A 20889-nucleotide genomic window follows, 5' to 3' on the forward strand; every position below is an offset into this window, starting at 1 on the left:
ACGTCCCTGGAATCCCGTGCCATGCGTGCTTCGCGTCCTTCGTTCCATCCCCTCGCGCTCGCGCTGGCCCTGGCGGTGACGCCGGTGCTGGTGCAGGCGCAGGCCGTCTCCGGCGACCAGCGTTTCACGCCGGCGATCGGCCAGGCCACGCCGCTGTACCCACAATCGCCGGAATCGCAGCGCACCGCGCCGCAACCGTTGTATGCGCAGCCCGGCAACGTCGACTACAGCGTCAACGTCGGCGTGGACCGCGTCGTGGTCGAGGTCGACCGCGACGGCGTACCGGCCGATGGCCAGTCGCCGGTCAAGGTGGTCGTGCAGTTGTACGGTGCCGACGGCAAGCCGATGGCGGGCGAGTCCTTCGCGACCATCGAGCACAGCGGTGGCCGTATCAAGCTGGCCGACGGCCGCACGGACGAATTCGGTCCGGGCCGCCTCGATGCCGATGAAGTCACGCCCGGCATCCAGCTGGCCGTGCGCGATGGCCGCGCCGAGTTCGAACTGCTGGCGCCGCACGATCCGCAGGACGTGCTGCTGCGGGTGACCTCGGGCAGCCACAGCGCCGAAGGCGTCGTCGGTTTCGTGCCGGAGATGCGCGAGCTGATCGCCACCGGCCTGATCGAAGGCGTCATCAACTTCCGCCGCAAGGGCGACAACCTGGTCAACGGCACGCAACGCGGCGATGGCTTCGAGCGCGAGATCCGCCGCTGGGAGAAGCAGTTCAACAGCGGCAAGGCGAACGGTGCCGCGCGCGCGGCGTTCTTCGTCAAGGGCACGATCAAGGGCGAGTACCTGCTGACCGCCGCCTACGACTCCGACAAGGACGTGCGGGCGCGCCTGCTGCGCGACATCCAGCCGGAAGAGTTCTACCCGGTGTACGGCGATGCGTCCCTGCGCGGCTTCGATGCGCGCTCGGCCGAGCGCCTGTACGTGCGCGTGGACAAGGACCGCAGCTACCTGCTGTACGGCGATTTCCAGACCGGCGACAACATCGCCACGCAGACCGGCGTGGATTTCGGTGCGCAGGCCGGCCAGCGCGTGCTGGGCACCTACAACCGCACCGCGACCGGCCTGGGCTGGCATTTCGAGAACGCGCGCGTGCGCGGCAACGTCTTCGCCATCGAGGACTCGCTGCGCCAGGTGATCGAGGAGCTGCCGGCCGCCGGCAGCGGTCCGTACGGCCTGCGCAACAACGCCGTGCTGGAAGGCAGCGAGCGCGTGGAGGTGGTCGTGCGCGACCGCAACCAGCCGTCGCGCATCGTCTCGGTGCGCCCGCTGGGCCGCCTGGTCGACTACAGCTTCGAGCCCTTCTCCGGCCGCATCCTGCTCAACAGCTTCCTGCCTTCGTTCGACAGCGACCTCAACCCGGTGTCGCTGCGCATCACCTACGAACTGGACCAGGGCACCGAGAAGTTCCTGGTGGTGGGCGCGGACGCGCAGTTGCGCGTGGGCGCGAACGGCGAGATCGGCGGTTCCTACGTCGACGACCGCAATCCCTTCGCCGCGTTCGAGATGGGCAGCGCCAACGTCGGCTACAGGTTCGGTGCCAACACCTGGCTGGTCGCCGAAGCCGCGCGTACGCGCAGCGAGGTCAACACCAACAGCGTCAACCAGTACGGCACGCCGGGCCTGCAGGGCCTGAGCGGACTGGTGGAAGGCGATGCCTGGCGCGTCGAGCTGGGCCACGCCGGCAAGGCGCTGGACCTGAAGCTGTTCGCCGGCCAGTCCGATCCTGCGTTCAACAATCCGGCGTCGCCGCTGTACGGCGGGCGTGGCGAGTACAGCGTGACCACGCGCTGGCGCCTGACCGACCGCTTCGAGCTGTACGCGGAAGGCCTGCGCAGCGAGGACCGCAATCCCGATGGGGGCGAGCGCGAAGCCGCCAGCGCGGGCACGCGGGTAAAGGTCACCGACAAGCTGACGCTGGACGTCGGCTACCGCGCCATCCGCGAAACCGTCGGTGCCTACTACACGTGGGCGACCAGCAGCGGCTACGGCAACATCGGCGGGCTGTCGGGCGGTTACGCCACCGGTTCCGGCGGCGGTGCGCTCGGCTACGGCCAGCAACCGCTGGACCCGCTGACCGGCCTGCCGATCATCAGCAGCGGCAATCCCAACGACGTGGGCAGCGGCCTGCCGGTGGGCACCGAGCTGTCGTCGGACATGCTGCGCATCGGCGCCGGCTACCGCGCCAGCGACCGTTTCAGCATCGGTGGCGAAGTCGAGCAGGACATCCACGGCGAAGACCGCAACCGCGTGGCGCTGGGCATGGATTACCAGCTGCGCGAGCGCAGCCGGATCTACGGCCGCTACGAGAAGCAGACCGGCATCAGCGGCGTAAACGGCCTGACCCAGGACGGACGCGAGGCGGATACGGTGGCGCTGGGCGTGGACACCAGCTTCATCAAGGACACGCAGCTGTTCTCCGAATACCGCCTGCGCGATGCCATCGCCGGCCGCGACATCCAGGCGGCGTCGGGCATGCGCAACCGCTGGGACCTGCGCGAGGGCCTGCGCCTGGACACGACGCTGGAACACACCAACGTCATCTCCGGCACCATCGGCGATTCCACCGGCATCGGATTCGCGCTGGACTACAGCGCCAATCCGCTGTGGCGCGGCAACGTGCGGCTCGAACACCGGATCTCCGACGACGTCGCCGGCACGCCGACCAACGAGGGCTACAACACCACGCTGCTGCAGTTCCTGGCCGCGCGCAAGCTGAGCCGCGACTGGACGCTGCTGGCGCGCAACTACCTGTTGCGCACCGAGTACGACGCGCGTGGCGACGTGCTGCAGGACCGCTTCCAGATCGGTGCGGCCTACCGCGACACCGACACCAACCGCGTCAACGCGCTGGCCCGCTACGAGTACAAGCTGGAGAAGGACGAAAGCGGCATGGACGGCACCGGCTTCGGCTCGGATACCGGGCAGGACATCCGCAGCAGCGCGCACATCGTCTCGGCGCACGCCGATTGGCATCCGTCGCGGCCGTGGTGGCTGACCGGCCGCGTGGCGGCGAAGTGGCAGCAGGACAGCTTCTTCTACGCCGACACCGGTCGCGTCGACGACGATTTCAATGCCGTGCTGCTGTCCGGCCGCATCGTCTACGACATCACCGAGAACTGGGACATCGGCGTGCTGGGCTCGACCTTCCGCGGCCAGGACGGCGCCAACCAGTACGCGTTCGGCGTGGAAGTCGGTCGCCTGCTGCGGCAGAACCTGTGGCTGTCGGTGGGCTACAACGGCACCGGCTTCCGCGGCGACGACGACCTGACCGGTTACGAGTACACGCAGCAGGGCGCGTTCATCCGCCTGCGCTTCAAGTTCGACGAAGACCTCTTCCGCAGTGAAGACGCCCGCTACCGCGATCCGGTGCGCTGAGGATTACCGACATGACCCATACCAAGACCTCCCTCCTGTGCGCCGCCGTGCTGGCCGGCCTCGCCTTCACCGCCGGTGCGCAGCAGACGCAGCTGACGCCGGCGCGCGACCGGATCACCGACGAGGCGATCCACGCCGACCTGACGGGCTACGAGCACACCCAGGGCCGCATCCAGGCCTTGAACGACGGCGGCCGTCCGGTGCGCGACTACCACCTGTCGAAGGCACAGTGCTGGCTGGACGTGTCCTTCCACGAGTATTCGCGCAACGACCGCAGCGCCTTCCCGCAGGAAGCGCTGACCGAGTCGGAGAAGCTGATCGTGGGCATGGAGCAGGGCGTCACGCCGCTGCCGACCGACACGCCGCTGGTGAACAACGCCGCGCGCGTGCGCGAGGACCTGTGGAAGCGTCTCGGCGCGATCCATGGCACGCCGGGCTTCGCCTGCGCGCAGCAGGCCGTCGCCTGCGGCGAAGTGGAACTGGTGCACGCCGGCAACGAGTTCAACCAGCAGCAGTGGCGTCACGCCAAGCCGTACATCCAGATCGCCGAAGACTGGGTGAGCGATGCCGAAGCGCTGTCGCGCCAGTGCGGTGCCGTGCCCAACATACCCGCCGCATTGCCGGCGGACACGGTGCTGACCGCGAACGTGCTGTTCGAGTTCGACCGATCGGGCCGCACCGACATCCGTGCCTACTCGCTGCAGAGCCTGGACCGTGAACTCGGCCGCCTGCGCGAGGAAGGCCTGACGCTGACCGGCGTGGAACTGGTCGGCCATGCCGACCGCCTGCAGGGCAGCGGACACGACTACAACCAGGCGCTGTCCGAGCGCCGCGCCCAGACCGTGCGGGCGCTGCTGGTCGAACGCGGCATCGACGCCGCCAAGGTGACGTACGGCTTCAAGGGCGACACCGAGCAGGTGCAGCCGTGCGCCGGCGTGACACCGCAGGCGGCGCTGCGCGAGTGCCTGATCCCGAACCGCCGCGTCGAAGTCCGACTGCACGTCGCCCGCTGAGGCGGCCGACACGCGACGCGAGCCACGGCCTTGATCCGTGGCGCGCGTCGCGTCGCGGTGTCGATCCGCGCCATGCCTGTTCGTCGAAGAGAGGACAGTCCCCGGAACGGAGCAGACCATGGCACAGGCTTTCACGGTGGAGCGGATCGACCACATCGTCCTCCGCGTGCGTGATCTCGCCCGCAGCATCGCGTTCTACGGCGAGGTGCTGGGGTGCCACGTCGTGCGCACGCGTGACCACCTGGGACTGGTGCACCTGCGGGCAGGCGCCTCGATGATCGATCTGGTCAGCGTCGACGGGACGCTCGGCGCACGCGGTGGCGCGGCGGCGGGACACGAGGGGCGTAATGTCGACCATCTGTGCCTGCGGATCGAACCGTTCGACGAAGCCGCCCTGGTCGCGCATCTCGCCGATTTCGGCATCATGCCGGATGGTCCTGCAGACGTGAACTTCGGCGCGGAAGGCGACGGCCTGTCGCTCTACTTCCGCGACCCGGACGGCAATACCATCGAGCTCAAGGGTTCCGCCGTCGGCGCATGACGCGTCAGGGTGCCGCGGTGGCGCGCGGCTCGACGGGTGCCGATGGCGCTGCGATGGCCTCGACCGGCGCGTCCGGCATCGCCGTATCCGCGTCCGGCAGCGGTGCACCGGGTGCGAGCAGCTTGCCCTCGCCCTGCAGCGCGTCTTCCGCCGCCTTGGTCATCACCACGATGCTGATGCGGCGGTTGATCGGGTTCTGCGGATTCTGCTTGTCGAACAGCACGGCCGACGACAGGCCCACCACGCGCGACACCTTGTCTTCCTGCATGCCGCCGGCCACCAGCGCGCGGCGCGCGGCATTGGCGCGCTCGGCACTGAGTTCCCAGTTGGTATAGCCGCGGCTGGAGGTGTACTGCGTGGTGTCGGTGTGGCCGGTGATGCTGATGTGGTTCGGCACCTGGTTCACGAAGCCGGCCAGCTCGGCCAGGATCGCCTGCGTGTAAGGCTTCAGCACCGTGCCGCCGAGATCGAACATCGGCCGGTTCTGCTGGTCGACGATCTGGATGCGCAGGCCTTCCGGCGTCAGGTCGAGCAGCAGCTGGTCCTTGAACGGTTCCAGCGCCTGGCTCTTGCCGATCGCTTCCTGCAGCGCCTGCATCAGCGTTTCCAGGCGCTGCTTCTCCTGCGCTTTCTGCTGTTCTTCGGAGACCTGGTCCGCCTCGCCCGGCGGCTTGTCGAACGGGTTGTCGCTCTCGCCCTTCGGCAGGTCCATCGTGCCGCCGAGCTTGATCATCGACGTGCTGGCGCCGCCGGGTCCGTTCGGGCCGGGCGCCGGCGAGAAGCTCTTGCCGCTCAACGGGCTGGGATTACGGAAGTATTCCGAGATCGCTGCGCGGTCCTTGTTGGTCGTCGCGCCCATCAGCCACATGACCAGGAAGAACGCCATCATCGCGGTCACGAAGTCCGCATAGGCGACCTTCCACGAACCGCCGTGATGGCCGCCGCCGGCGACCTTCTTGACGCGGCGGACGATGATGGTGGGACGCTGCTCGCTCATCGCCGTGGCTTACTTGTTGGCCTTGAGGTGGGCTTCGAACTCGGCGAACGGCGGGCGCACGTCCGAGGGCAGCGTCTTGCGGGCGAACTCCAGCGCGACGGCCGGGTTGTAGCCGCGCAGGCAGGCGAGCAGGGCGGTCTTCACCGATTCGTACATGCGGCTGTCCTGCTCGACCTGCGCCTCGATGGCGGCGGCCAGCGGCGAGACGAAGCCGTAGGCCAGCAGGATGCCGAGGAAGGTGCCGACCAGCGCGGCGGCGACGTGCGCGCCGACCGCCGCGATGTCGCCGCCGATCGAGCCCATCGTCACGATGATGCCGAGCACCGCCGCGACGATGCCGAAGCCGGGCAGGCCGTCCGAGACCTTCTGCAGCGCGTGCGCGGGCGCCATCGCTTCGTGGTGGTGCTTCTCCAGTTCCAGCTCGAGCAGCGGTTCCAATTCGTGCGGCTCGATGTTGCTGCCCACCATCAGGCGCAGGCATTCGGTCAGGAAGTCGAGCAGGTGGTGGTCGGCGAGGATCTTGGGGTACTTCTGGAACAGCGGGCTGTTGGCCGGGTTCTCGATGTGCTCTTCCAGCGACATGAAGCCGTCGCGGCGCGCCTTGTTGAGCATCTCGTGGATCAGCGTCAGTACGTCCAGATAGTCGGACGACTTGTATTTCGCGCCCTTGAACACCGACAGCGTCGCCGAGATCGTGCCCTTCACCACCTTGGTCGGGTTGCTGGCCATGAACGCGCCCAGCGCGGCGCCGCCGATGATCACCAGTTCGAACGGCTGCCACAGGGCGCCCAGCTTGCCGTGCGAGCCGAGATAGCCGCCGATCACGCTCAGGGTGACGATGATGAAGCCGACGATGATGAGCATGGCGACGCGGGCGCAGGGTGGGGTCACCCAAGGATCGGCCCGTCCGGGCGTTTCTTGAGCCGCGACCGTCCGTCGGCGGGTCGCCGGGAGTGACCTTCGGCAGGGTTGACTACACTTGTCGTCACGGGCATGTTGACGACAACTGTAGTCATCAGGCGAACCCATGCCCGGCAAGGTCCAGAAGTCCATCGGCGACCAGGAACTGGCGCTGCTCCAGCATCTGTCCGAACACGGCGAGGCCAGCGTCGGCGAGGTCGCCGCCGCCTTCGGCGAGGCGCGCGGGCTGGCCCGCTCCACCGTCCTGACCATGATGGAGCGGCTGCGTGCCAAGGCTTTCCTGCGCCGCCGTCAGGTCGACGGCGTGTACCGCTATGCCCCGGTCGCCCAGCACGACGACGTGATGCGCAGTGCGGTGGGCAGCTTCGTGGAGAAGACGCTGCAGGGTTCGCTGTCGCCGTTCGTGGCGTGGATGTCGCAGCGCACCGAGGTCAGCGACGACGAACTGGCCGAACTGGAGGCGCTGGTCGCCAACCTGCAGTCGAAGCGGAAGGAGGGCTGAGATGGACGTCATCGCCTTCGCCGACGCCATGATCGACCGCGTGCTCGCGGTCGGCCTGCAGTCGCTGGTCCTCGCCGCCCTGGTCTGGGCGCTGTGCCGTTACCTGCCACGCCTGGATGCGCGCACCCGCGCCTGGCTGTGGTGGCTGGTCGCCACCCAGATGGTGGTCGGCCTGGTCTGGCTTGCGCCGGTCGCGCTGCCGCTGCTGCCCGCGGAGCCCGCCGCCGCCGCCGCCGCGCCCGTTGTCGTGGCGATGGCGGCAGACGCGTCGACGTCCGTCGCACCCGCGATGGCGGTCATGCCGGCGCCGGCGACGCAGGCGTCGCGTATCGACACCGGCGTGCTGCTGCTCGCCGCCTGGCTCGCCGGCATCGCGGTGATGCTGGCGAACACGCTGCGCCATGCCTGGCGCCTGCGTCAGCAGATTCAGCGCGCCCGTCCGTGCCGGGACCGCCGCGTGCGGGCGGTCTACGACGCCCTCGTGCACCGGCTCGGCATCGCGGAGGCTCCCGCGCTGCTGGTCAGCGACGAGATCGACTCGCCGATGCTGGCGCGTCCCTGGCGGCCCGTGCTGATGCTGCCTGCCGCCAGCCTCGCGGCGATGGGCGACGACGACCTGCACATGGCGCTGCACCACGAACTTGCCCACCTGCAGCGACGCGATCTGTGGTGGGCCTGGATGCCCGCGCTGGCGCAGCACCTGTTCTTCTTCCATCCCGTCGCCCACCTGGCCGCGCGCGAATACGCCTTCGCCCGCGAGGTCGCCTGCGACGCCGCCGTGCTCGAGGACGAGCAGCACGCCGCCCACGACTACGGACGCCTGCTGGTGAAGCTGGGCGTCTCCACTTCCCCGGCGCCGGCGCTGGCCGGCGCGTCCCCCACGTTCCGCATCCTCAAGAGGAGACTGTTGATGTTGCAGCAGACCGCTTCCCCCCTGCGTGCCGGCGCGCTCGCGCTGACCCTGGGCATCGTGGCGCTGGCCGCCGTGCCCTACCGCGTCACCGCGCGCACCTCGCCCGTCGCCGTGCCGGTGGTGGCGACGGCCGCGACGCCTGCCCCGGCGACCGTCGCCACGCCTGCCAGCGCGGCAACGCCCGCCACGGCGGCGTCTGCCGCTGCGGCCCCGCGCCCGATCGTCGTCGCCGATGCGCGCGACATGCCGGCGCCGCCTACGCCGCCGGCTCCGCCACCGCCGCCAGCCCGCCCGAAGGTGGCCGCGCCGCCGCCGCCCCCGCCGCCCGCGCCACCGGCGCCACCGAAGCAGGTCTCCGGCATCTGGAGCATCGGCGATTCGCGTGGTGGCGATGCCTACGTGCTGATCGACGGCGACGACGTGTCGATGGCGGGCCACAGCGAAGACATCCGCACCGCCCAGCGTCTGCAGCAGGGCAATGCCCCGGTGCTGTGGGTGCGGAAGAACGGCAAGCAGTACGTGGTGCGCGATGCCGCCACGGTGCAGCAGATGAAGGCGGCGCATGCGCCTGTCCAGGCGCTGGGCGAGCAACAGGGCAAGCTCGGCGAACAGCAGGGCGCGCTCGGCGAACGCCAAGGCGAACTGGGCGCGAAGCAGGGCGAACTGGGCGTGAGGATGTCGGAGATCGCGACCGGCCAGGCCGCCGCCGCGCTGCGCGGCGAGGACACCCGCGATGCCGCCCACGACCGTCGCATGAAGGCGTTCGCGGACGAACAGGAAGCGTTGGCCCGCCAGCAGGAAGCACTGGCGCGCCAGCAGGAACCCCTCGCGCGGCAGCAGGAAGCGCTGGCCCGCAAGCAGGTGGCGGCGAGCGACAAGATGCAGCGCGATGTCGACCGCCTGCTCGGCGAGGCCATCCGCAGCGGCAAGGCGCAGCAACTCTGAGAAATGGGATCGCCGCGGACGCTCGCGTCGGTGGCGCAGCGATCAGGACGCGTCGACGTCCAGGCCGCTCCACTGCGACCGCGCGATCCGGATGATCGCGCGGACCTGCTCGCGGTCGCGGTGCCGGGAGATGGCGATGGCGCCGAACCGCAGCGCGTCTTCGCGCAGTTCCTCGGTCAGGTCGTAATGCGCGCCGCTGCGCTTGTCCTGAAAAGCGCGCCGCGGCAGGCCGAGCCGTTCCGCCATCGCATGCAGTTCGTCCAGCGTGTCGGCCATCAGGTGCGCCCAGCGACGGCCGCGCCACAGGGTGAACGCGTCGTCCACGTAGACGCTCATCGCGGCGTCGTGGCCTTCGGTGGCCGCACCATGCGGTCCATCAGGTGCTCCAGCGTCGCCGGCAGGTCGCCGCAGCGGCCCATGTGCACCGGCGAGGTCTGGATGATGGAACTGCGCTTGGCGGTCAGCCAATGGAAGCGCGCGCGGGTCGGCAGCAGGCCGATCGGCGCGGCGGCTTCGCCGCCGCGGCAGATCGCCGGAATCGTGTCCAGGTGGCGGCGCAGCGAGTCGAGGTCCAGCGTGGGATCGAGCGCACGCAGGCGCGCCTCGTCCAGTTCGATGCGCGCTTCCAGGAAGCCGGCGCGTTCGCACGACAGGATGATGCCGACGTTGGCGAATTCCTCGCGTTCCACGCGCGGGACCACGCGGATCACCGCGTAATCGTAGGTATCAGGCGCGCGCACGGATCGCCTCCTGCACGAACGCCTCGCGCTGCGCCACGCGGCGCGTGAGGTAGGCCACGTAGGCGGCACGCTGCGTGGCCGGATCGCCGAAGCCGTCCGGTCCCTGCAGCCATGCATCCGGCACGTCGGCGACGATGTCGGCGATGACGTCGTAGGACAGGCGCGACGCCAGATCCGCATCGACTTCGGCCAGGCGCGACGCCCAGCGCAGCAGCACGTGGTCGCGGATCAGCGGAAACGGCTTGCCCGCACCGGAGACATCGCCATCCCAGCCGTGGTGGAAGTACAGCGCCGCGCCGTGGTCGATCAGGTACAGGCGGCGATGCCATATCAGCAGGTTGGTATTGCGCGCCGTGCGGTCGACATTGCTGATGAAGGCGTCGAACCAAACGATGCGCGAAGCGAGATCGGCGTCCGGCTGCTCCGCGACGGGATCGAAGTTCACCGCGCCGGGCAGGTAATCCATCGCCAGGTTGAGCCCGGCGCTGGCCTTGATCAGGTCCTGGATCTCGGGATCGCCTTCGGTTCGCGCCAGGTCGGCGTCCAGTTCCATCAGCGCCAGGTTGGGCATCGGCAGGTCCAATGCCTTCGCGAGTCCGCCACAGATCAGCTCGGCGACCAGCGCCTTCGGCCCCTGGCCGGCACCGCGGAACTTGAGGACGTACAGGCCGTCGTCGTCGGCTTCGACCACGGCAGGCATCGAGCCGCCTTCGCGCAGCGGGGTGACGTAACGGGTGGCGATACGGAGAGGAAGCGTCATAAGACGATCAGGATACCGCGCCCGTTGCAGGAGGGGCTTCAGCCCCGACCGTACAGCGGCGGAGCGATCGAACATGCGCTCGGCAGACCAGGTGCCCGAGGGTCGGTGGCTTGTCGCCGACGATGGCAGTCGGGGCTGAAGCCCCTCCCTCGGTTACGTAGAGCGCGATACGCCCATCCGCCGCAGCGCCAGGTAGACCACCACGCTCGAGGCCACGCCGAGCAGCAGGGCGAAGGCCAGGCCGTGCGGGCTGTGCGCGAACGGCAAACCCGGCAGGTTCATGCCAAACAGGCCGGCCACCAGGCTGGGCGGCAGCAGCAGGGCGGTGACCATCGACAGTACGTACAGGTGCCGGTTGGTGCGTTCGGCCAGCTTCGCCGCGACCTCGTCCTGTAGCAGGCGCGCGCGTTCCTGCAGCGTGGCGACATCGCCATCGAGATCGTCGAGACGCTGGTTGAGGCGCGAGACCGCAGGCAGCAGTTCGTGTTCGGTGTCGGCCGGATGACGTTGTTCGAACTGCTTCAGCACGCGCCGCATGGCGGTGAGCGGACGGTGCAGGCGCACGGTCTGGTGGCGGAGCTGGGCGAGGTCGCGCCGCTCCTCGCCGATGCTGTCGGCCAGCACGCGGTCCTCGATACGGTCCAGCCGCACCGACAGTCCATCGCTGCTGCGCTCAACGGTGTCGGCGAAGCGGCCGGCGATGATTTCCAGCATGCGTACGGGCGAATCCGCGCCGAGGCCGCCGCCGACCGCACGCCGCGCCGTCTCCACCGAGCGCAATGCCTGCCGGCGGGCCGTCACCAGCAGCGCGGGCGTCAACGCGAAGTGCAGCCAGCCGATGCCGTCGTCGCCGCGCAACTGGCCTTCGGCGGCCAGGTCGACACCGCGCTGGTGCGCCCAGTCGACGAATACGCCATGCGCCGCGTCGTCTTCGAACTGCAGGTTCACGTGCGAATCCGGCGACAGCAGCGTGGCGTGCGCGTCATCGGGCAGCGGCAGCTTCGCCACCACCTGCGCGCTGCGGACATCGCTCAGGTCCAGGTGCAGCCAGTGCCAATGCCCGCCGACGCCATGGATCGCCTCGATGCCGCATTGCGAGGCGTCCATGGCCTGCGCACGGCCCGCCGCATCGAACCGGTACAGCCAGAGCGCGCCGGGCAGGCCGGCGAACGGCGAGGCGGGCGCTTCGTGATCGACAGGCGGGGACATGTTGCAGCCGTGCGGCAACCGGAAGACGGTAGGGTGACGGTCAGGCTACCGTCGTCATGTGCCGGTCTTGTGACAACCCGACCGACCCGTCAGCCCGCCGGTTGCGCTTCAGCACCGCTGCGGTGCAGCGGGTCGGGCAAGGCGGCGCCGTTGGGCGTGAAGGCCAGCGATACCGAGTTTAGGCAGTGGCGCTCGCCGGTCGGCGGCGGGCCATCGGGGAACACATGGCCCAGGTGCGACTGGCAGCGCGCGCAGACGATTTCGGTACGGACCATGCCGTAGCTGCTGTCGCGGACGCGGCCAACATGCGCTTCGTCGACCGGCTGGAAGAAGCTCGGCCAGCCGGTGCCCGAATCGAACTTGGCGCTGGAGCGGAACAGCGGCAGCCCGCACAGGCGGCAGGTGTAGACGCCGTCCTGCTTGTTGTCCAGGAACACGCCGCAGAACGGGGCCTCGGTGCCGTGGTGCAGCAGCACGCGGCGCTCCTCGTCGCTCAGTCCCGCGACCAGAGTGTCGCGCTGTGCGTCGGTGGGCGGGGTCAGGTCGAAGGCGGTCATGGGGATGTTCCGTAGAGGGACGGTGTCGATATGGTGCCGCCTTCTGCGTCCCACAACCCTGGTTTACCATCGCGGCGTTCCCACCCGAGATTGCACGGATGCGATTGGCATTGGCCTTGTTGACGACCCTGGCGCTACCGCAGGCGGCGCGCGCGCAAGCACCGGATGCGCCGCCACGCGTTCCGCCCGCGCCCGGCTGCCTCGATGCGCGGCAGATGGCCGAAGTGCGGCAGGCCTCGTCCACCGAACTCGCCGTGCAGGGTCGCGACGGCCAGCGCTTCCGCATCACGCTGTCCGAGGGCTGTCCCGGTGCCGGGCACGCGGACGCCGTGCTGCTGGCGCGCGAAGGCTGGGTGTGCGGCACGGGCAAGGAGTACGTGCGCATCGGCGATGCCACCTGTGCCGTGGCCGGCATTGCCGCCGTCGATGCCCGCGAGTACGCCGCGATGGCACGCGCCGCGACGATGCAGGCGGACGATGGCGTGACCACGCTGGAGACGGTGGAAGTGCGCGCGCCGCAACGGCGCGGTTTCGCCGGCTCGGCCAGCTTCTGCTTCAACCCGCGCTACCTGCGTGCATGGTCGGAAGACAGCAAGGGCATGCTGGTGGAGCTGTCGCCTCGCCGCTCGGGCGGGCATCGCTACTACCGGGTCGAGCTTGCGCAGAGCTGCCCCGACCTGGATTCCGCGCCCGCCATCACCTTCCGGTCCGGCGTGGGCATCGGACTGATCTGCGGCAATCCCGGGGACCGCGTGGTCGCGCAGACCGGTGACGGCGGCAGCCTGTTCAACGCGGGCGACGCGGACGCGATCATCCCCGGCGACGAGCGACGCTGGTCGCGCCGCGGGATTCAAGTGCAGTGCACCGTGTCGGCGGTCTATCCGCACGAATCCGACGCCGGAAACGGACAGGCCCCGCGGTAAGCGGGGCCTGTAGGTCGCGTAACGGCGGCGGAGATCAGGGCGTCGAGGTCAGCGCCGCGCCGCTGCGGAACTCCTTGCGCAGCCAGTCGTCGATCAGGCGCTTCTCGTAGCGCAGGCTGTCGTTGTTGTTGATCTGCGTGCCCATCAGGAACGCGTGGTCGACCAGCTTGCGTTCGCCCTCGGCCACGATCTGGCCATCCGCGCCCTTCAGCGTGAAGTTGAGCGTCATGCGCGGCGGATAGAGATCCTTGACGATGCGGATGTCGTTCATGCCGGCGCGCACCGCCGGCTCGTAACGGCCGGCACGGTCGATGTCGGAGATCGTGACCTCCAGGGTCTGGCCGCGGGCCAGGCGCTGGCCGGCCTCGTCGCGCAGGTAGGTGGCCAGCTGGGTGACCCAGCTGCCGCGCTCGGCTTCCCAGCGATTGCCGCTGTACTTGATCTCGCTGAATTGCGCGGGATCGGTCCAGCTGACGCTGACCGCGCCGCCATCGGCGGGGACGCTGCGCGGCAGGCTCGGATCGGTGACGGTCTTGGGGGCCGCCATGGCGGGCGCGGCAGCGGCGAGCGCGACCAGGGCGGTAAGCAACAGGGCAGGCGCCTTCATGACGGGTCCTCCGTGGATGTCACATGAAGTGTGCGCCCGCGACCGGGGCCGGACAACCGGCCGGCCGCCCCTTGTCGTGCGGCGTTCAGTCCCTGTTTCCAGGCCGTTCAGAGGTTGCGCAGGCGCTCCACGTCGCGCACCGGCGGCGCGCCGAACATGCGGCTGTATTCGCGGCTGAATTGCGAGGGGCTCTCGTAGCCCACGCGATGGCCGGCGCTGGCGGCGTCCACCACTTCGCTGAGCATCAACCTGCGCGCCTCCTGCAGGCGCAGCTGCTTCTGGTACTGCAGCGGGCTCATCGCCGTGACGGCCTTGAAATGGTGGTGCAGCGCCGAGGCGCTCATATGCACCTCGCGGGCGATGTGGTCGATGCGCAGCGGCTTGGCGTAGTGCTCGCGCAGCCAGTGGATCGCCTTCGCCACGCGCTGGCCCTGGCTGTCGGCGATGCCGATGTGGCGCAGCATCGCGCCCTGCGGGCTGCACAGGACGCGGTAGAGGATTTCGCGTTCGACCAGCGGTGCCAGCAACGGGATATCGCGCGGCGTATCGAGCAGCTTCACCAGCCGGATCGCGGCATCCAGCATTTCCACGCTGCTCGGCTGCAGGAACAGGCCGCGCGACGGCGGTGGCAGCGGCGCCTTCGCCGATTCGGCCTCGGTGACCATCTCGGCGATGGTCGCGGCCGAGAGCTTCAGGATCAGGCACAGATAGGGCGCGTCGGCCGACGCCTCGGTCACCTGGCCGGTCACCGGCAGGTCCACGGAGGCGACCACGAAACGGCTGGCGTCGTAGTCGTAGACCTCGTCGGCGAGGATCGCGCGCTTGGCGCCCTGCACGATCAGGCACAGCGCGGCCTCCTGCACGCCGCGCATCGGCAGCTGCATCGGCGCGCTGAGCCGCGAGAAGTTCAGCGCCGGAATCGCCGTGGTGTGGAAACCGTCCGTGCCGGTGGATCGTTCAATCAGACCGGCCAGTTCGTGGACGCGGTCGTCGAGTGGGGTGGGAGTGTCGGGCATGGGGCCTGCCTGTGGAACGGGCGAAGAGAGTGGAAACGAGTCTACGCAGCGGGCGCGCGGATGGAACGGCATGGGACAGACCTTCGCAGGATCAGGCAAGGATCGACGAGGAACCGGATATCGACGCCGGCGTGCCGACGCCCAGACTGCGCCCCGTCCCGGCACAGCCCGTGCCGAGCGTCCCCCAACGAGGTGTCCCATGTCCGGAATCGAAGGAAAAGTCATCGCCATCACCGGCGCCAGCAGCGGCATCGGCGAAGCCGCCGCCCGCGAACTCGCCCGCCGCGGCGCGAAGGTGGTGCTCGGCGCACGCCGCACCGACCGGCTCGAACAGCTGGTCGCCCAGATCGAAGCCGCCGGCGGCACCGCCCGCCAGCGCGCGCTCGACGTCACCCGCCTCGATGACGTGCAGGCGTTCGTCGACTTCACCCGCAACGAGTTCGGCCGGCTCGACGTGATCGTCAACAACGCCGGCGTGATGCCGCTGTCGCCGCTGGCCGCGCTGAAGATCGACGAATGGAACGCGATGATCGACGTCAACCTCCGCGGCGTGCTGCATGGTATCGCCGCCGCGTTGCCGGTGATGCAGGCGCAGGGCGGTGGCCAGGTCATCAATGTCGCTTCCACCGCGGGCCACCGCGTATGGCCCAGCGCGTCGGTGTACTGCGCGACCAAGCACGCTGTGCTGGCCATCTCCGAGGGCCTGCGGCAGGAGCACGACAACCTGCGCGTCACCGTGGTGTCGCCGGGCGTCACCACCAGCGAACTCGCCGGAACCACCAGCGATGCCGACATCAAGGCATGGCTCGAGGACTTCCGCCAGGTCGCGATTCCCGCCGAGGCCATCGCGCGCGCCATCGCCTACGCGGTGGAGCAGCCCGATGACGTCGATGTCAGCGAAGTCATCGTACGACCGGCGGCGAGCGCGAACTAAGCGTTCCACCGCGAGGGGTTGCCGTCGCCACGGCAGGGGAGTGCAATGGCGCACTCCCCCGTTTCAGGATCCCTCCCATGGAATACCGCTATCTCGGCGCATCCGGCTTCCGCGTGCCCGTCCTCTCCTTCGGCACCGGGACCTTCGGCGGCCAGGGCGCGTTGTTCAGCGCCTGGGGCAGCACCGACGTGGCCGAAGCGCGCCGACTGGTCGATGTCTGCCTCGATGCCGGACTGAACATGTTCGACAGCGCCGATGTCTATTCGAAGGGCGCGGCCGAGGAAATCCTCGGCGAAGCCATCAAGGGCAAGCCGCGCGACGCGCTGATCATTTCCACCAAGGCGACCTTCCGCTTCGGCGACGGCGAGAACCAGGTCGGTTCCTCGCGCCATCACCTGATCAATGCCGTCGATGCCGCGCTGAAGCGGCTCGGTACCGACTACATCGACCTGTTCCAGCTGCACGGCTTCGACGCGCGTCCGCCGGTGGAAGAAGTGCTGTCCACGCTGGACACGCTGGTGAAGGCCGGCAAGATCCGCTATCTCGGCGTGTCGAATTTTTCCGGCTGGCACCTGATGAAGTCGCTCGCGGCCGCCGACCGCCATGGCTGGACGCGCTACGTCGCGCACCAGGCCTACTACTCGCTGGTCGGCCGCGATTACGAGTGGGAACTCATGCCGCTGGCCGCCGACCAGGGCGTCGGCGCGGTGGTGTGGAGTCCGTTGGGCTGGGGTCGCCTGACCGGCAAGATCCGTCGCGGCCAGCCGCTGCCGGAGAACAGCCGCCTGCAGTCGCAGACGGCGCAGGACGCCGGTCCGCAGGTCGATATCGACTACCTGTACGACGTGGTCGATGCGCTCGACGAGATCGCGCAGGAGACCGGCAAGTCGATCCCGCAGGTCGCGCTGAACTGGCTGCTGCAGCGGCCCACCGTCAGCACCGTGGTGATCGGCGCGCGCAACGAGGAACAGCTGAAGCAGAACCTCGGCGCGGTCGGCTGGAGCCTGAGCGCAGGCCAGATCGCGAAGCTCGATGCCGCCAGCCAGCGTCCGAAGCCGTATCCGTACTGGCACCAGGCCGGCTTCGCCTACCGCAATCCCACACCGGTCTGACCGCGACATCCTGCGGATGCCGCGACCAGGCGATCTCGTGGGTCCTGTGGTCCCGTGATCCTGTAGGAGCGCCCTTGGGCGCGATGCTTCTGGTGAAATCGCGAGAAAGCATCGCGCCCGAGGGCGCTCCTACAAGAGCAATCGCTGGAACAGCATCACGCCCGACGACACTCCTGCAAAAGCAGGGGTCAGCGCGGGCCCTCCCGGGCGGAAGGACTTGCTAGAGTCACGCCTCATTGTCCGTCACGGAGTTCCGATGCGCCTGTCCGTCCTCGCCATTGTCCTGTCCATCGCTTGCGCGCCCGCGTTCGCCGCGACGACCTACGTCAAGGCGGGCCGCCTGCTGGATGTCGAATCGGGCCGCGTGCTGACCGACCAGGCCATCGTCATCGAGGACACGCGCATCACCGCTGTCGGTCCCGCCGCGAGCACGCCGGTGCCCGCCGGCGCGACCGTGCACGACCTGTCGACGAAGACCGTGCTGCCCGGCCTCATGGACGCACACGTGCATCTGCACGGCGATGCGGACCTGCAGGGCTATCGCCGCCTGGCGATCTCGCTGCCGGCCGCCGCCATCAAGGGCGCGAAGAACGCACGCACCACGCTGCTCGCCGGCTTTACCACGGTGCGCGTGCCGGGCTCGCCGGGCTATGCGGACGTGGCGCTGCGCGATGCGATCGCGAACGGTGAAGTCGACGGCCCGCGCATCCTCGCGGGTGGCGTGGCGATCGGCATCACCGGCGGCCACTGCAGCGACAACAACCTGCTGCCGGCCGAATACAAGGCCGTCGGCGAGGGCGTCGCCGATGGTCCATGGGCCGTGCGGCAGAAGGTGCGGCAGGACGTGAAGTTCGGCGCCGACTTCATCAAGACCTGCTCCACCGGCGGCGTGCTGTCCAAGGGCACCGAGGTCGGCGCCCCGCAGTATTCGCTGGAAGAACTGAAGGCGCTGGTCGACGAGGCGCATGCGCTGGGTCGCAAGGTCGCCTCGCACGCGCACGGCGCTACCGGCATCCGCAATGCGCTGCTGGCCGGCGTGGATTCCATCGAGCACGCCAGCTTCATCGACGACGACGGCATCGCGCTGGCGAAGAAGAACGGCACCGTGCTGGTGATGGACATCTACAACACCGAATACATCCTCGGCGAGGGCGAGAAGGCCGGCTTCCTGCCGGAATCGCTGGAGAAGGAGCGCCGTGTCGGCGCCACCCAGCGCGAGAATTTCCGCAAGGCGCACCAGGCCGGCGCCATCATGGGCTTCGGCACCGACGGCGGCGTCTATCCGCACGGCCTCAATGCGCGCCAGTTCTCGCGCATGGTGCAGTTCGGCATGACCCCGCTGCAGGCGATCCGCTCGGCCACGCTCGTCAACGCGCGCCTGTTCGGCATCGACAAGGATGTGGGCGAGCTGAAGCCGGGCTACTCCGCCGACCTGATCGCCGTCGACGGCGATCCGCTGCAGGACGTCGCCGTGCTGGAGAACGTCGGCTTCGTGATGAAGCAGGGCCGCGTCTACAAGAACACCGCGAAGGAATGAGGCGCACCGTATGTCCAAGCCCGTGAAGATCGATTTCGTCTCCGACGTCGCCTGCCCCTGGTGCGCGATCGGCCTGGCCGCGCTGGAGCGCGCCATGGCGGAGGTCGGCGGCGACCTGCAGGTCGAGCTGCACTTCCAGCCGTTCGAGTTGAATCCGGACATGGGGGCGGAAGGCGAGCCCATCGCCGATCACCTGGGCCGCAAGTACGGCCTGAGCGCGGAGCAACTGGCGCAGAACGGTGAAGCATTGCGCCAGCGTGGCGAAGCGCTCGGCGTGCGCATCGACCTGCAGAAGCGCGACCGCATCTACAACACCTTCGACGCGCACCGCCTGCTGCACTGGGCGGGTGAGCTCGGCGCGGCGCAGCAGCATGCGCTGAAGCGCGCGCTGCTTCAGGCCTACCACGGCGAAGGGCGCAACGTATCGGATCGCGACACGCTGGTGGACATCGCGGCGGCGGTCGGCCTGGATGCCGGCGAAGCGCGGCGCATCCTGGAGACGGACACCTACGCCGCGCAGGTCCGTGAGCGCGAACACGTCTACCAGCAGCACGGTATCCGCGCGGTGCCCTCGGTGATCTTCAACGATCGCCACCTGGTGCAGGGCGGCCAGCCGCCCGAAGTGTTCGCGCAGGCGCTGCGGCAACTGGCCGGGATCAGCGGCTGACGCGGGTGTAGCGCGTCTCCACCGCGCGCAGTTCCTCGCCCTGCGGGGTGATGTTGAACATGGTGATGAGCAGCGTGTCCGGGTCCGGCTGCTCCAGCGTCGTGCGCCAGTCCCAGCGCGGGCCGCCCTGTCCGTCCCCGTAGCTGCCGAGGACATCGGGCGAAGCGGCGTTGCCGGCGCCGCTCGAGAACATGATGCTGGTGCCGGTGCCGAAACTCTCCACCCAGGCGGCTTCCCAGTTCCCGTCGTCCAGGTGATAGCCGTAAATCACGACGCCTTCGATGGCTTCGTCGTTGTAGCGGCTTTCGTATTCGTGGATCAGGAAGCGTCCGCCCAGCACGCTGCGGATGCGCCCGCGCTGCGGCGCCTCGCAGGCAAGCTCGTCCGGGGTGAACCACAACCGGAATGTCCCTTCCCAGTCGCCCACCATCTGCGCGAGTTGCCGGTGCCGGCCGTTCGCGAGCGATGCTTCGAATGCCTGTTTGCCCATGGCGCTCATCCGTCCTTTGCGGAGCGGGCATCATGCCATCCGTTCACGGACACGCAGGTCGAGGCGTGTCCGCGTCCGGAAACCGGGTGGCTCAGCCGTGGCGGGCCAGCAGGATGGCTTCGTTGCTGGGCATCTCGACGACCACGGCGGTCGGGATGCCGTGGTGCTGGTGCAGGGTGGCGGCGAGCAGCTTGGCGCTTTCGCGCGCATCGCCCAGGTTGTCGAACCAGTTGCGGCCGTACTGGCCTTCGTAGAGTTGCCAGCCTTTGTCGTTGGCGGCGATGGTGAACAGCAGGCGGGGCATGACGGACTCCAGTCAACACGCCGGGCAGGGAACCGGCGTGATCACTGTGCTCGAATGTGTCAGTTATCACATTCGGCGGACGCCCCGGATGTGCGTAGGAAAAGTCCTACCCGACTGTAGGCGGTCTGCCCGGACTCAGCGTAACAGCGGCGCCAGCGCCTTCCATACGTGGTCGCGCAGCTTGGGTTGCGCGCTGGCGACCGGATGCAGGTTGTCGGCCTGGTAGGCGCTGCGGTCGAGCGCGATGGGCTCCAGCAGGAACGGCAGCAGTGCCGTCTTGTACTGCGTGGACAGCGCACTGAAGTTCTGCTCAAAGCCGCGCGTGTAGTCCGGGCCGTAATTCGGCGGCATGCGCATGCCGACCAGCAGCACCTTCGCCTTGCCGGCCTGTGCTGCCTTGATCATCTTCTCGAGGTTGGCGCGCGTCTGCGCGAGGGGCAGTCCGCGCAGGCCGTCGTTGGCCCCCAGCGCGATGACGACGACTGCAGGCTTGTGCCGTTGCAGTTCCGCCGCGATACGTGCGGCGCCACCGGCGGTGGTCTCGCCGCTGATGCTCGCATTGACCACGCGCCAACCCGGCGTGGTCTTGCCGATGCGGTCCGCGGTGAGCGAGACCCAGCCCTGGTTCGGCGCGAGACCGTAGGCGGCGGACAGCGAATCGCCCATCACCAGGATGGTGCGCGCGCCCTTCGCCGGTGCGGCGGCCGCGCTCTGCGCTGCGACGGGGCGTGCGAACAATGCGACGAGCAGCAGCAGCGACAGGCTCGCCACCCATTGCATGCGTGCGCGACGGGCCCCATACCTGTTCAAATTAAGA

Annotated in this window: 21 protein-coding genes and 1 pseudogene; 10 read left to right on the top strand and 12 right to left on the bottom strand. The window is 69.0% G+C overall.

Features of this window, described 5'->3' with window-relative positions:
• Positions 1-21: 21 nt before the first annotated feature.
• The 3 genes from AC04MD_RS05835 (at position 22) to AC04MD_RS05845 (ending at position 4938) form a co-directional block, all read left to right on the top strand.
• Entirely contained in the window at positions 22-3384 is a 3363-nt protein-coding gene (locus tag AC04MD_RS05835; RefSeq protein ID WP_475496367.1) for a TonB-dependent receptor, read from the top strand.
• 11 nt (positions 3385-3395) lie between these two features.
• Positions 3396-4397, top strand: coding sequence for an OmpA family protein (locus AC04MD_RS05840; RefSeq protein WP_475496368.1), 1002 nt, complete (start codon positions 3396-3398; stop codon positions 4395-4397).
• 118 nt (positions 4398-4515) lie between these two features.
• Complete coding sequence (locus AC04MD_RS05845; protein ID WP_475496369.1) at positions 4516-4938, top strand: VOC family protein; 423 nt, start codon at positions 4516-4518, stop codon at positions 4936-4938.
• 7 nt (positions 4939-4945) lie between these two features.
• Here AC04MD_RS05845 and motB read toward each other — a convergent pair.
• Both motB and motA read right to left on the bottom strand, forming a co-directional pair.
• Positions 4946-5935, bottom strand: a pseudogene (gene motB, locus AC04MD_RS05850) (flagellar motor protein MotB); the annotation flags it as partial.
• A 9-nt stretch (positions 5936-5944) separates the two neighbouring features.
• Positions 5945-6799, bottom strand: a complete 855-nt coding sequence (motA, locus tag AC04MD_RS05855) for a flagellar motor stator protein MotA (RefSeq protein ID WP_296279001.1) — start codon at positions 6797-6799, stop codon at positions 5945-5947.
• A gap of 163 nt (positions 6800-6962) precedes the next feature.
• On the opposite strand from motA, the gene AC04MD_RS05860 reads away from it, so the two are divergent.
• Positions 6963-7358 carry a BlaI/MecI/CopY family transcriptional regulator gene (locus AC04MD_RS05860; RefSeq protein ID WP_475496370.1) on the top strand — a complete coding sequence of 132 codons (396 nt, stop codon included), beginning with the start codon at positions 6963-6965 and terminating at the stop codon, positions 7356-7358.
• Between the two features lies 1 nt (position 7359).
• Positions 7360-9216, top strand: coding sequence for a M56 family metallopeptidase (locus AC04MD_RS05865; protein WP_475496371.1), 1857 nt, complete (start codon positions 7360-7362; stop codon positions 9214-9216).
• A gap of 42 nt (positions 9217-9258) precedes the next feature.
• Here the strand turns inward: AC04MD_RS05865 and AC04MD_RS05870 are convergent, their stop codons facing one another.
• The 5 genes from AC04MD_RS05870 to msrB form a co-directional block, all read right to left on the bottom strand.
• Complete coding sequence (locus AC04MD_RS05870; protein WP_475496372.1) at positions 9259-9552, bottom strand: DUF4031 domain-containing protein; 294 nt, start codon at positions 9550-9552, stop codon at positions 9259-9261.
• A complete protein-coding gene (locus AC04MD_RS05875) occupies positions 9549-9956 on the bottom strand; it encodes a DUF3037 domain-containing protein (protein ID WP_475496373.1) in 408 nt (135 codons plus the stop codon). The genes AC04MD_RS05870 and AC04MD_RS05875 overlap by 4 nt, the downstream gene beginning before the upstream one ends.
• Complete coding sequence (locus tag AC04MD_RS05880; RefSeq protein WP_475496374.1) at positions 9943-10716, bottom strand: HipA family kinase; 774 nt, start codon at positions 10714-10716, stop codon at positions 9943-9945. The genes AC04MD_RS05875 and AC04MD_RS05880 overlap by 14 nt, the downstream gene beginning before the upstream one ends.
• Before the next feature lie 153 nt (positions 10717-10869).
• Positions 10870-11925, bottom strand: a complete 1056-nt coding sequence (locus AC04MD_RS05885; protein WP_475496375.1) for a CorA family divalent cation transporter — start codon at positions 11923-11925, stop codon at positions 10870-10872.
• A gap of 89 nt (positions 11926-12014) precedes the next feature.
• Positions 12015-12482, bottom strand: a complete 468-nt coding sequence (gene msrB, locus AC04MD_RS05890) for a peptide-methionine (R)-S-oxide reductase MsrB (RefSeq protein WP_475496376.1) — start codon at positions 12480-12482, stop codon at positions 12015-12017.
• A gap of 98 nt (positions 12483-12580) precedes the next feature.
• Between msrB and AC04MD_RS05895 the strand changes: the two genes are divergently transcribed.
• The gene (locus AC04MD_RS05895) at positions 12581-13405 is read left to right on the top strand and encodes a hypothetical protein (protein ID WP_475496377.1); all 825 of its coding nucleotides are present in this window, start codon (positions 12581-12583) and stop codon (positions 13403-13405) included.
• Positions 13406-13439: 34 nt separating this feature from the next.
• On the opposite strand, the gene AC04MD_RS05900 is transcribed toward AC04MD_RS05895, so the two are convergent.
• Together AC04MD_RS05900 and AC04MD_RS05905 are read right to left on the bottom strand one after the other, a co-directional pair.
• Entirely contained in the window at positions 13440-14012 is a 573-nt protein-coding gene (locus tag AC04MD_RS05900; protein ID WP_475496378.1) for a DUF3016 domain-containing protein, read from the bottom strand.
• Positions 14013-14119: 107 nt separating this feature from the next.
• Positions 14120-15028: an AraC family transcriptional regulator gene (locus tag AC04MD_RS05905; protein WP_475496379.1), complete on the bottom strand. Its 909-nt coding sequence runs from the start codon at positions 15026-15028 to the stop codon at positions 14120-14122.
• A gap of 199 nt (positions 15029-15227) precedes the next feature.
• On the opposite strand from AC04MD_RS05905, the gene AC04MD_RS05910 reads away from it, so the two are divergent.
• The 4 genes from AC04MD_RS05910 (at position 15228) to AC04MD_RS05925 (ending at position 19278) form a co-directional block, all read left to right on the top strand.
• Positions 15228-15962 (top strand): SDR family oxidoreductase, encoded by a 735-nt coding sequence (locus tag AC04MD_RS05910; protein ID WP_475496380.1) that lies wholly within the window; start codon positions 15228-15230, stop codon positions 15960-15962.
• A 77-nt stretch (positions 15963-16039) separates the two neighbouring features.
• The gene (locus AC04MD_RS05915; protein ID WP_475496381.1) at positions 16040-17074 is read left to right on the top strand and encodes an aldo/keto reductase; all 1035 of its coding nucleotides are present in this window, start codon (positions 16040-16042) and stop codon (positions 17072-17074) included.
• Positions 17075-17330: 256 nt separating this feature from the next.
• Positions 17331-18611 carry a Xaa-Pro dipeptidase gene (locus AC04MD_RS05920; protein ID WP_475496382.1) on the top strand — a complete coding sequence of 427 codons (1281 nt, stop codon included), beginning with the start codon at positions 17331-17333 and terminating at the stop codon, positions 18609-18611.
• A 10-nt stretch (positions 18612-18621) separates the two neighbouring features.
• Positions 18622-19278, top strand: a complete 657-nt coding sequence (locus tag AC04MD_RS05925; RefSeq protein WP_475496383.1) for a DsbA family oxidoreductase — start codon at positions 18622-18624, stop codon at positions 19276-19278.
• Here the strand turns inward: AC04MD_RS05925 and AC04MD_RS05930 are convergent.
• The 3 genes from AC04MD_RS05930 to AC04MD_RS05940 all read right to left on the bottom strand — a co-directional run bounded on the left by AC04MD_RS05930 (position 19268) and on the right by AC04MD_RS05940 (position 20852).
• A complete protein-coding gene (locus tag AC04MD_RS05930) occupies positions 19268-19768 on the bottom strand; it encodes a DUF1579 domain-containing protein (protein ID WP_475496384.1) in 501 nt (166 codons plus the stop codon). The genes AC04MD_RS05925 and AC04MD_RS05930 overlap by 11 nt on opposite strands.
• A gap of 91 nt (positions 19769-19859) precedes the next feature.
• A complete protein-coding gene (locus AC04MD_RS05935; RefSeq protein ID WP_192313484.1) occupies positions 19860-20072 on the bottom strand; it encodes a hypothetical protein in 213 nt (70 codons plus the stop codon).
• Positions 20073-20207: 135 nt separating this feature from the next.
• On the bottom strand, positions 20208-20852 hold the full coding sequence (locus AC04MD_RS05940) for an arylesterase (RefSeq protein ID WP_475496385.1): 645 nt from the start codon (positions 20850-20852) through the stop codon (positions 20208-20210).
• Between the last annotated feature and the right edge of the window lie 37 nt (positions 20853-20889).

The organism is Pseudoxanthomonas sp. LjRoot206, from assembly GCF_056175725.1.

Bases quoted from the DNA above. Each gene is read 5' to 3' on its own strand.
- AC04MD_RS05930 (WP_475496384.1), bottom strand. From the start codon at position 19,768: ATGGGCAAACAGGCATTCGAAGCATCGCTCGCGAACGGCCGGCACCGG.
- AC04MD_RS05935 (WP_192313484.1), bottom strand. From the start codon at position 20,072: ATGCCCCGCCTGCTGTTCACCATCGCCGCCAACGACAAAGGCTGGCAA.
- AC04MD_RS05920 (WP_475496382.1), top strand. From the start codon at position 17,331: ATGCGCCTGTCCGTCCTCGCCATTGTCCTGTCCATCGCTTGCGCGCCC.
- AC04MD_RS05910 (WP_475496380.1), top strand. From the start codon at position 15,228: ATGTCCGGAATCGAAGGAAAAGTCATCGCCATCACCGGCGCCAGCAGC.
- AC04MD_RS05860 (WP_475496370.1), top strand. From the start codon at position 6,963: ATGCCCGGCAAGGTCCAGAAGTCCATCGGCGACCAGGAACTGGCGCTG.
- AC04MD_RS05905 (WP_475496379.1), bottom strand. From the start codon at position 15,028: ATGCCCGACACTCCCACCCCACTCGACGACCGCGTCCACGAACTGGCC.
- AC04MD_RS05880 (WP_475496374.1), bottom strand. From the start codon at position 10,716: ATGACGCTTCCTCTCCGTATCGCCACCCGTTACGTCACCCCGCTGCGC.
- AC04MD_RS05845 (WP_475496369.1), top strand. From the start codon at position 4,516: ATGGCACAGGCTTTCACGGTGGAGCGGATCGACCACATCGTCCTCCGC.
- AC04MD_RS05925 (WP_475496383.1), top strand. From the start codon at position 18,622: ATGTCCAAGCCCGTGAAGATCGATTTCGTCTCCGACGTCGCCTGCCCC.
- AC04MD_RS05915 (WP_475496381.1), top strand. From the start codon at position 16,040: ATGGAATACCGCTATCTCGGCGCATCCGGCTTCCGCGTGCCCGTCCTC.
- motA (WP_296279001.1), bottom strand. From the start codon at position 6,799: ATGCTCATCATCGTCGGCTTCATCATCGTCACCCTGAGCGTGATCGGC.
- AC04MD_RS05870 (WP_475496372.1), bottom strand. From the start codon at position 9,552: ATGAGCGTCTACGTGGACGACGCGTTCACCCTGTGGCGCGGCCGTCGC.
- AC04MD_RS05840 (WP_475496368.1), top strand. From the start codon at position 3,396: ATGACCCATACCAAGACCTCCCTCCTGTGCGCCGCCGTGCTGGCCGGC.
- AC04MD_RS05940 (WP_475496385.1), bottom strand. From the start codon at position 20,852: ATGCAATGGGTGGCGAGCCTGTCGCTGCTGCTGCTCGTCGCATTGTTC.
- AC04MD_RS05900 (WP_475496378.1), bottom strand. From the start codon at position 14,012: ATGAAGGCGCCTGCCCTGTTGCTTACCGCCCTGGTCGCGCTCGCCGCT.
- AC04MD_RS05835 (WP_475496367.1), top strand. From the start codon at position 22: ATGCGTGCTTCGCGTCCTTCGTTCCATCCCCTCGCGCTCGCGCTGGCC.
- msrB (WP_475496376.1), bottom strand. From the start codon at position 12,482: ATGACCGCCTTCGACCTGACCCCGCCCACCGACGCACAGCGCGACACT.
- AC04MD_RS05885 (WP_475496375.1), bottom strand. From the start codon at position 11,925: ATGTCCCCGCCTGTCGATCACGAAGCGCCCGCCTCGCCGTTCGCCGGC.
- AC04MD_RS05895 (WP_475496377.1), top strand. From the start codon at position 12,581: ATGCGATTGGCATTGGCCTTGTTGACGACCCTGGCGCTACCGCAGGCG.
- AC04MD_RS05865 (WP_475496371.1), top strand. From the start codon at position 7,360: ATGGACGTCATCGCCTTCGCCGACGCCATGATCGACCGCGTGCTCGCG.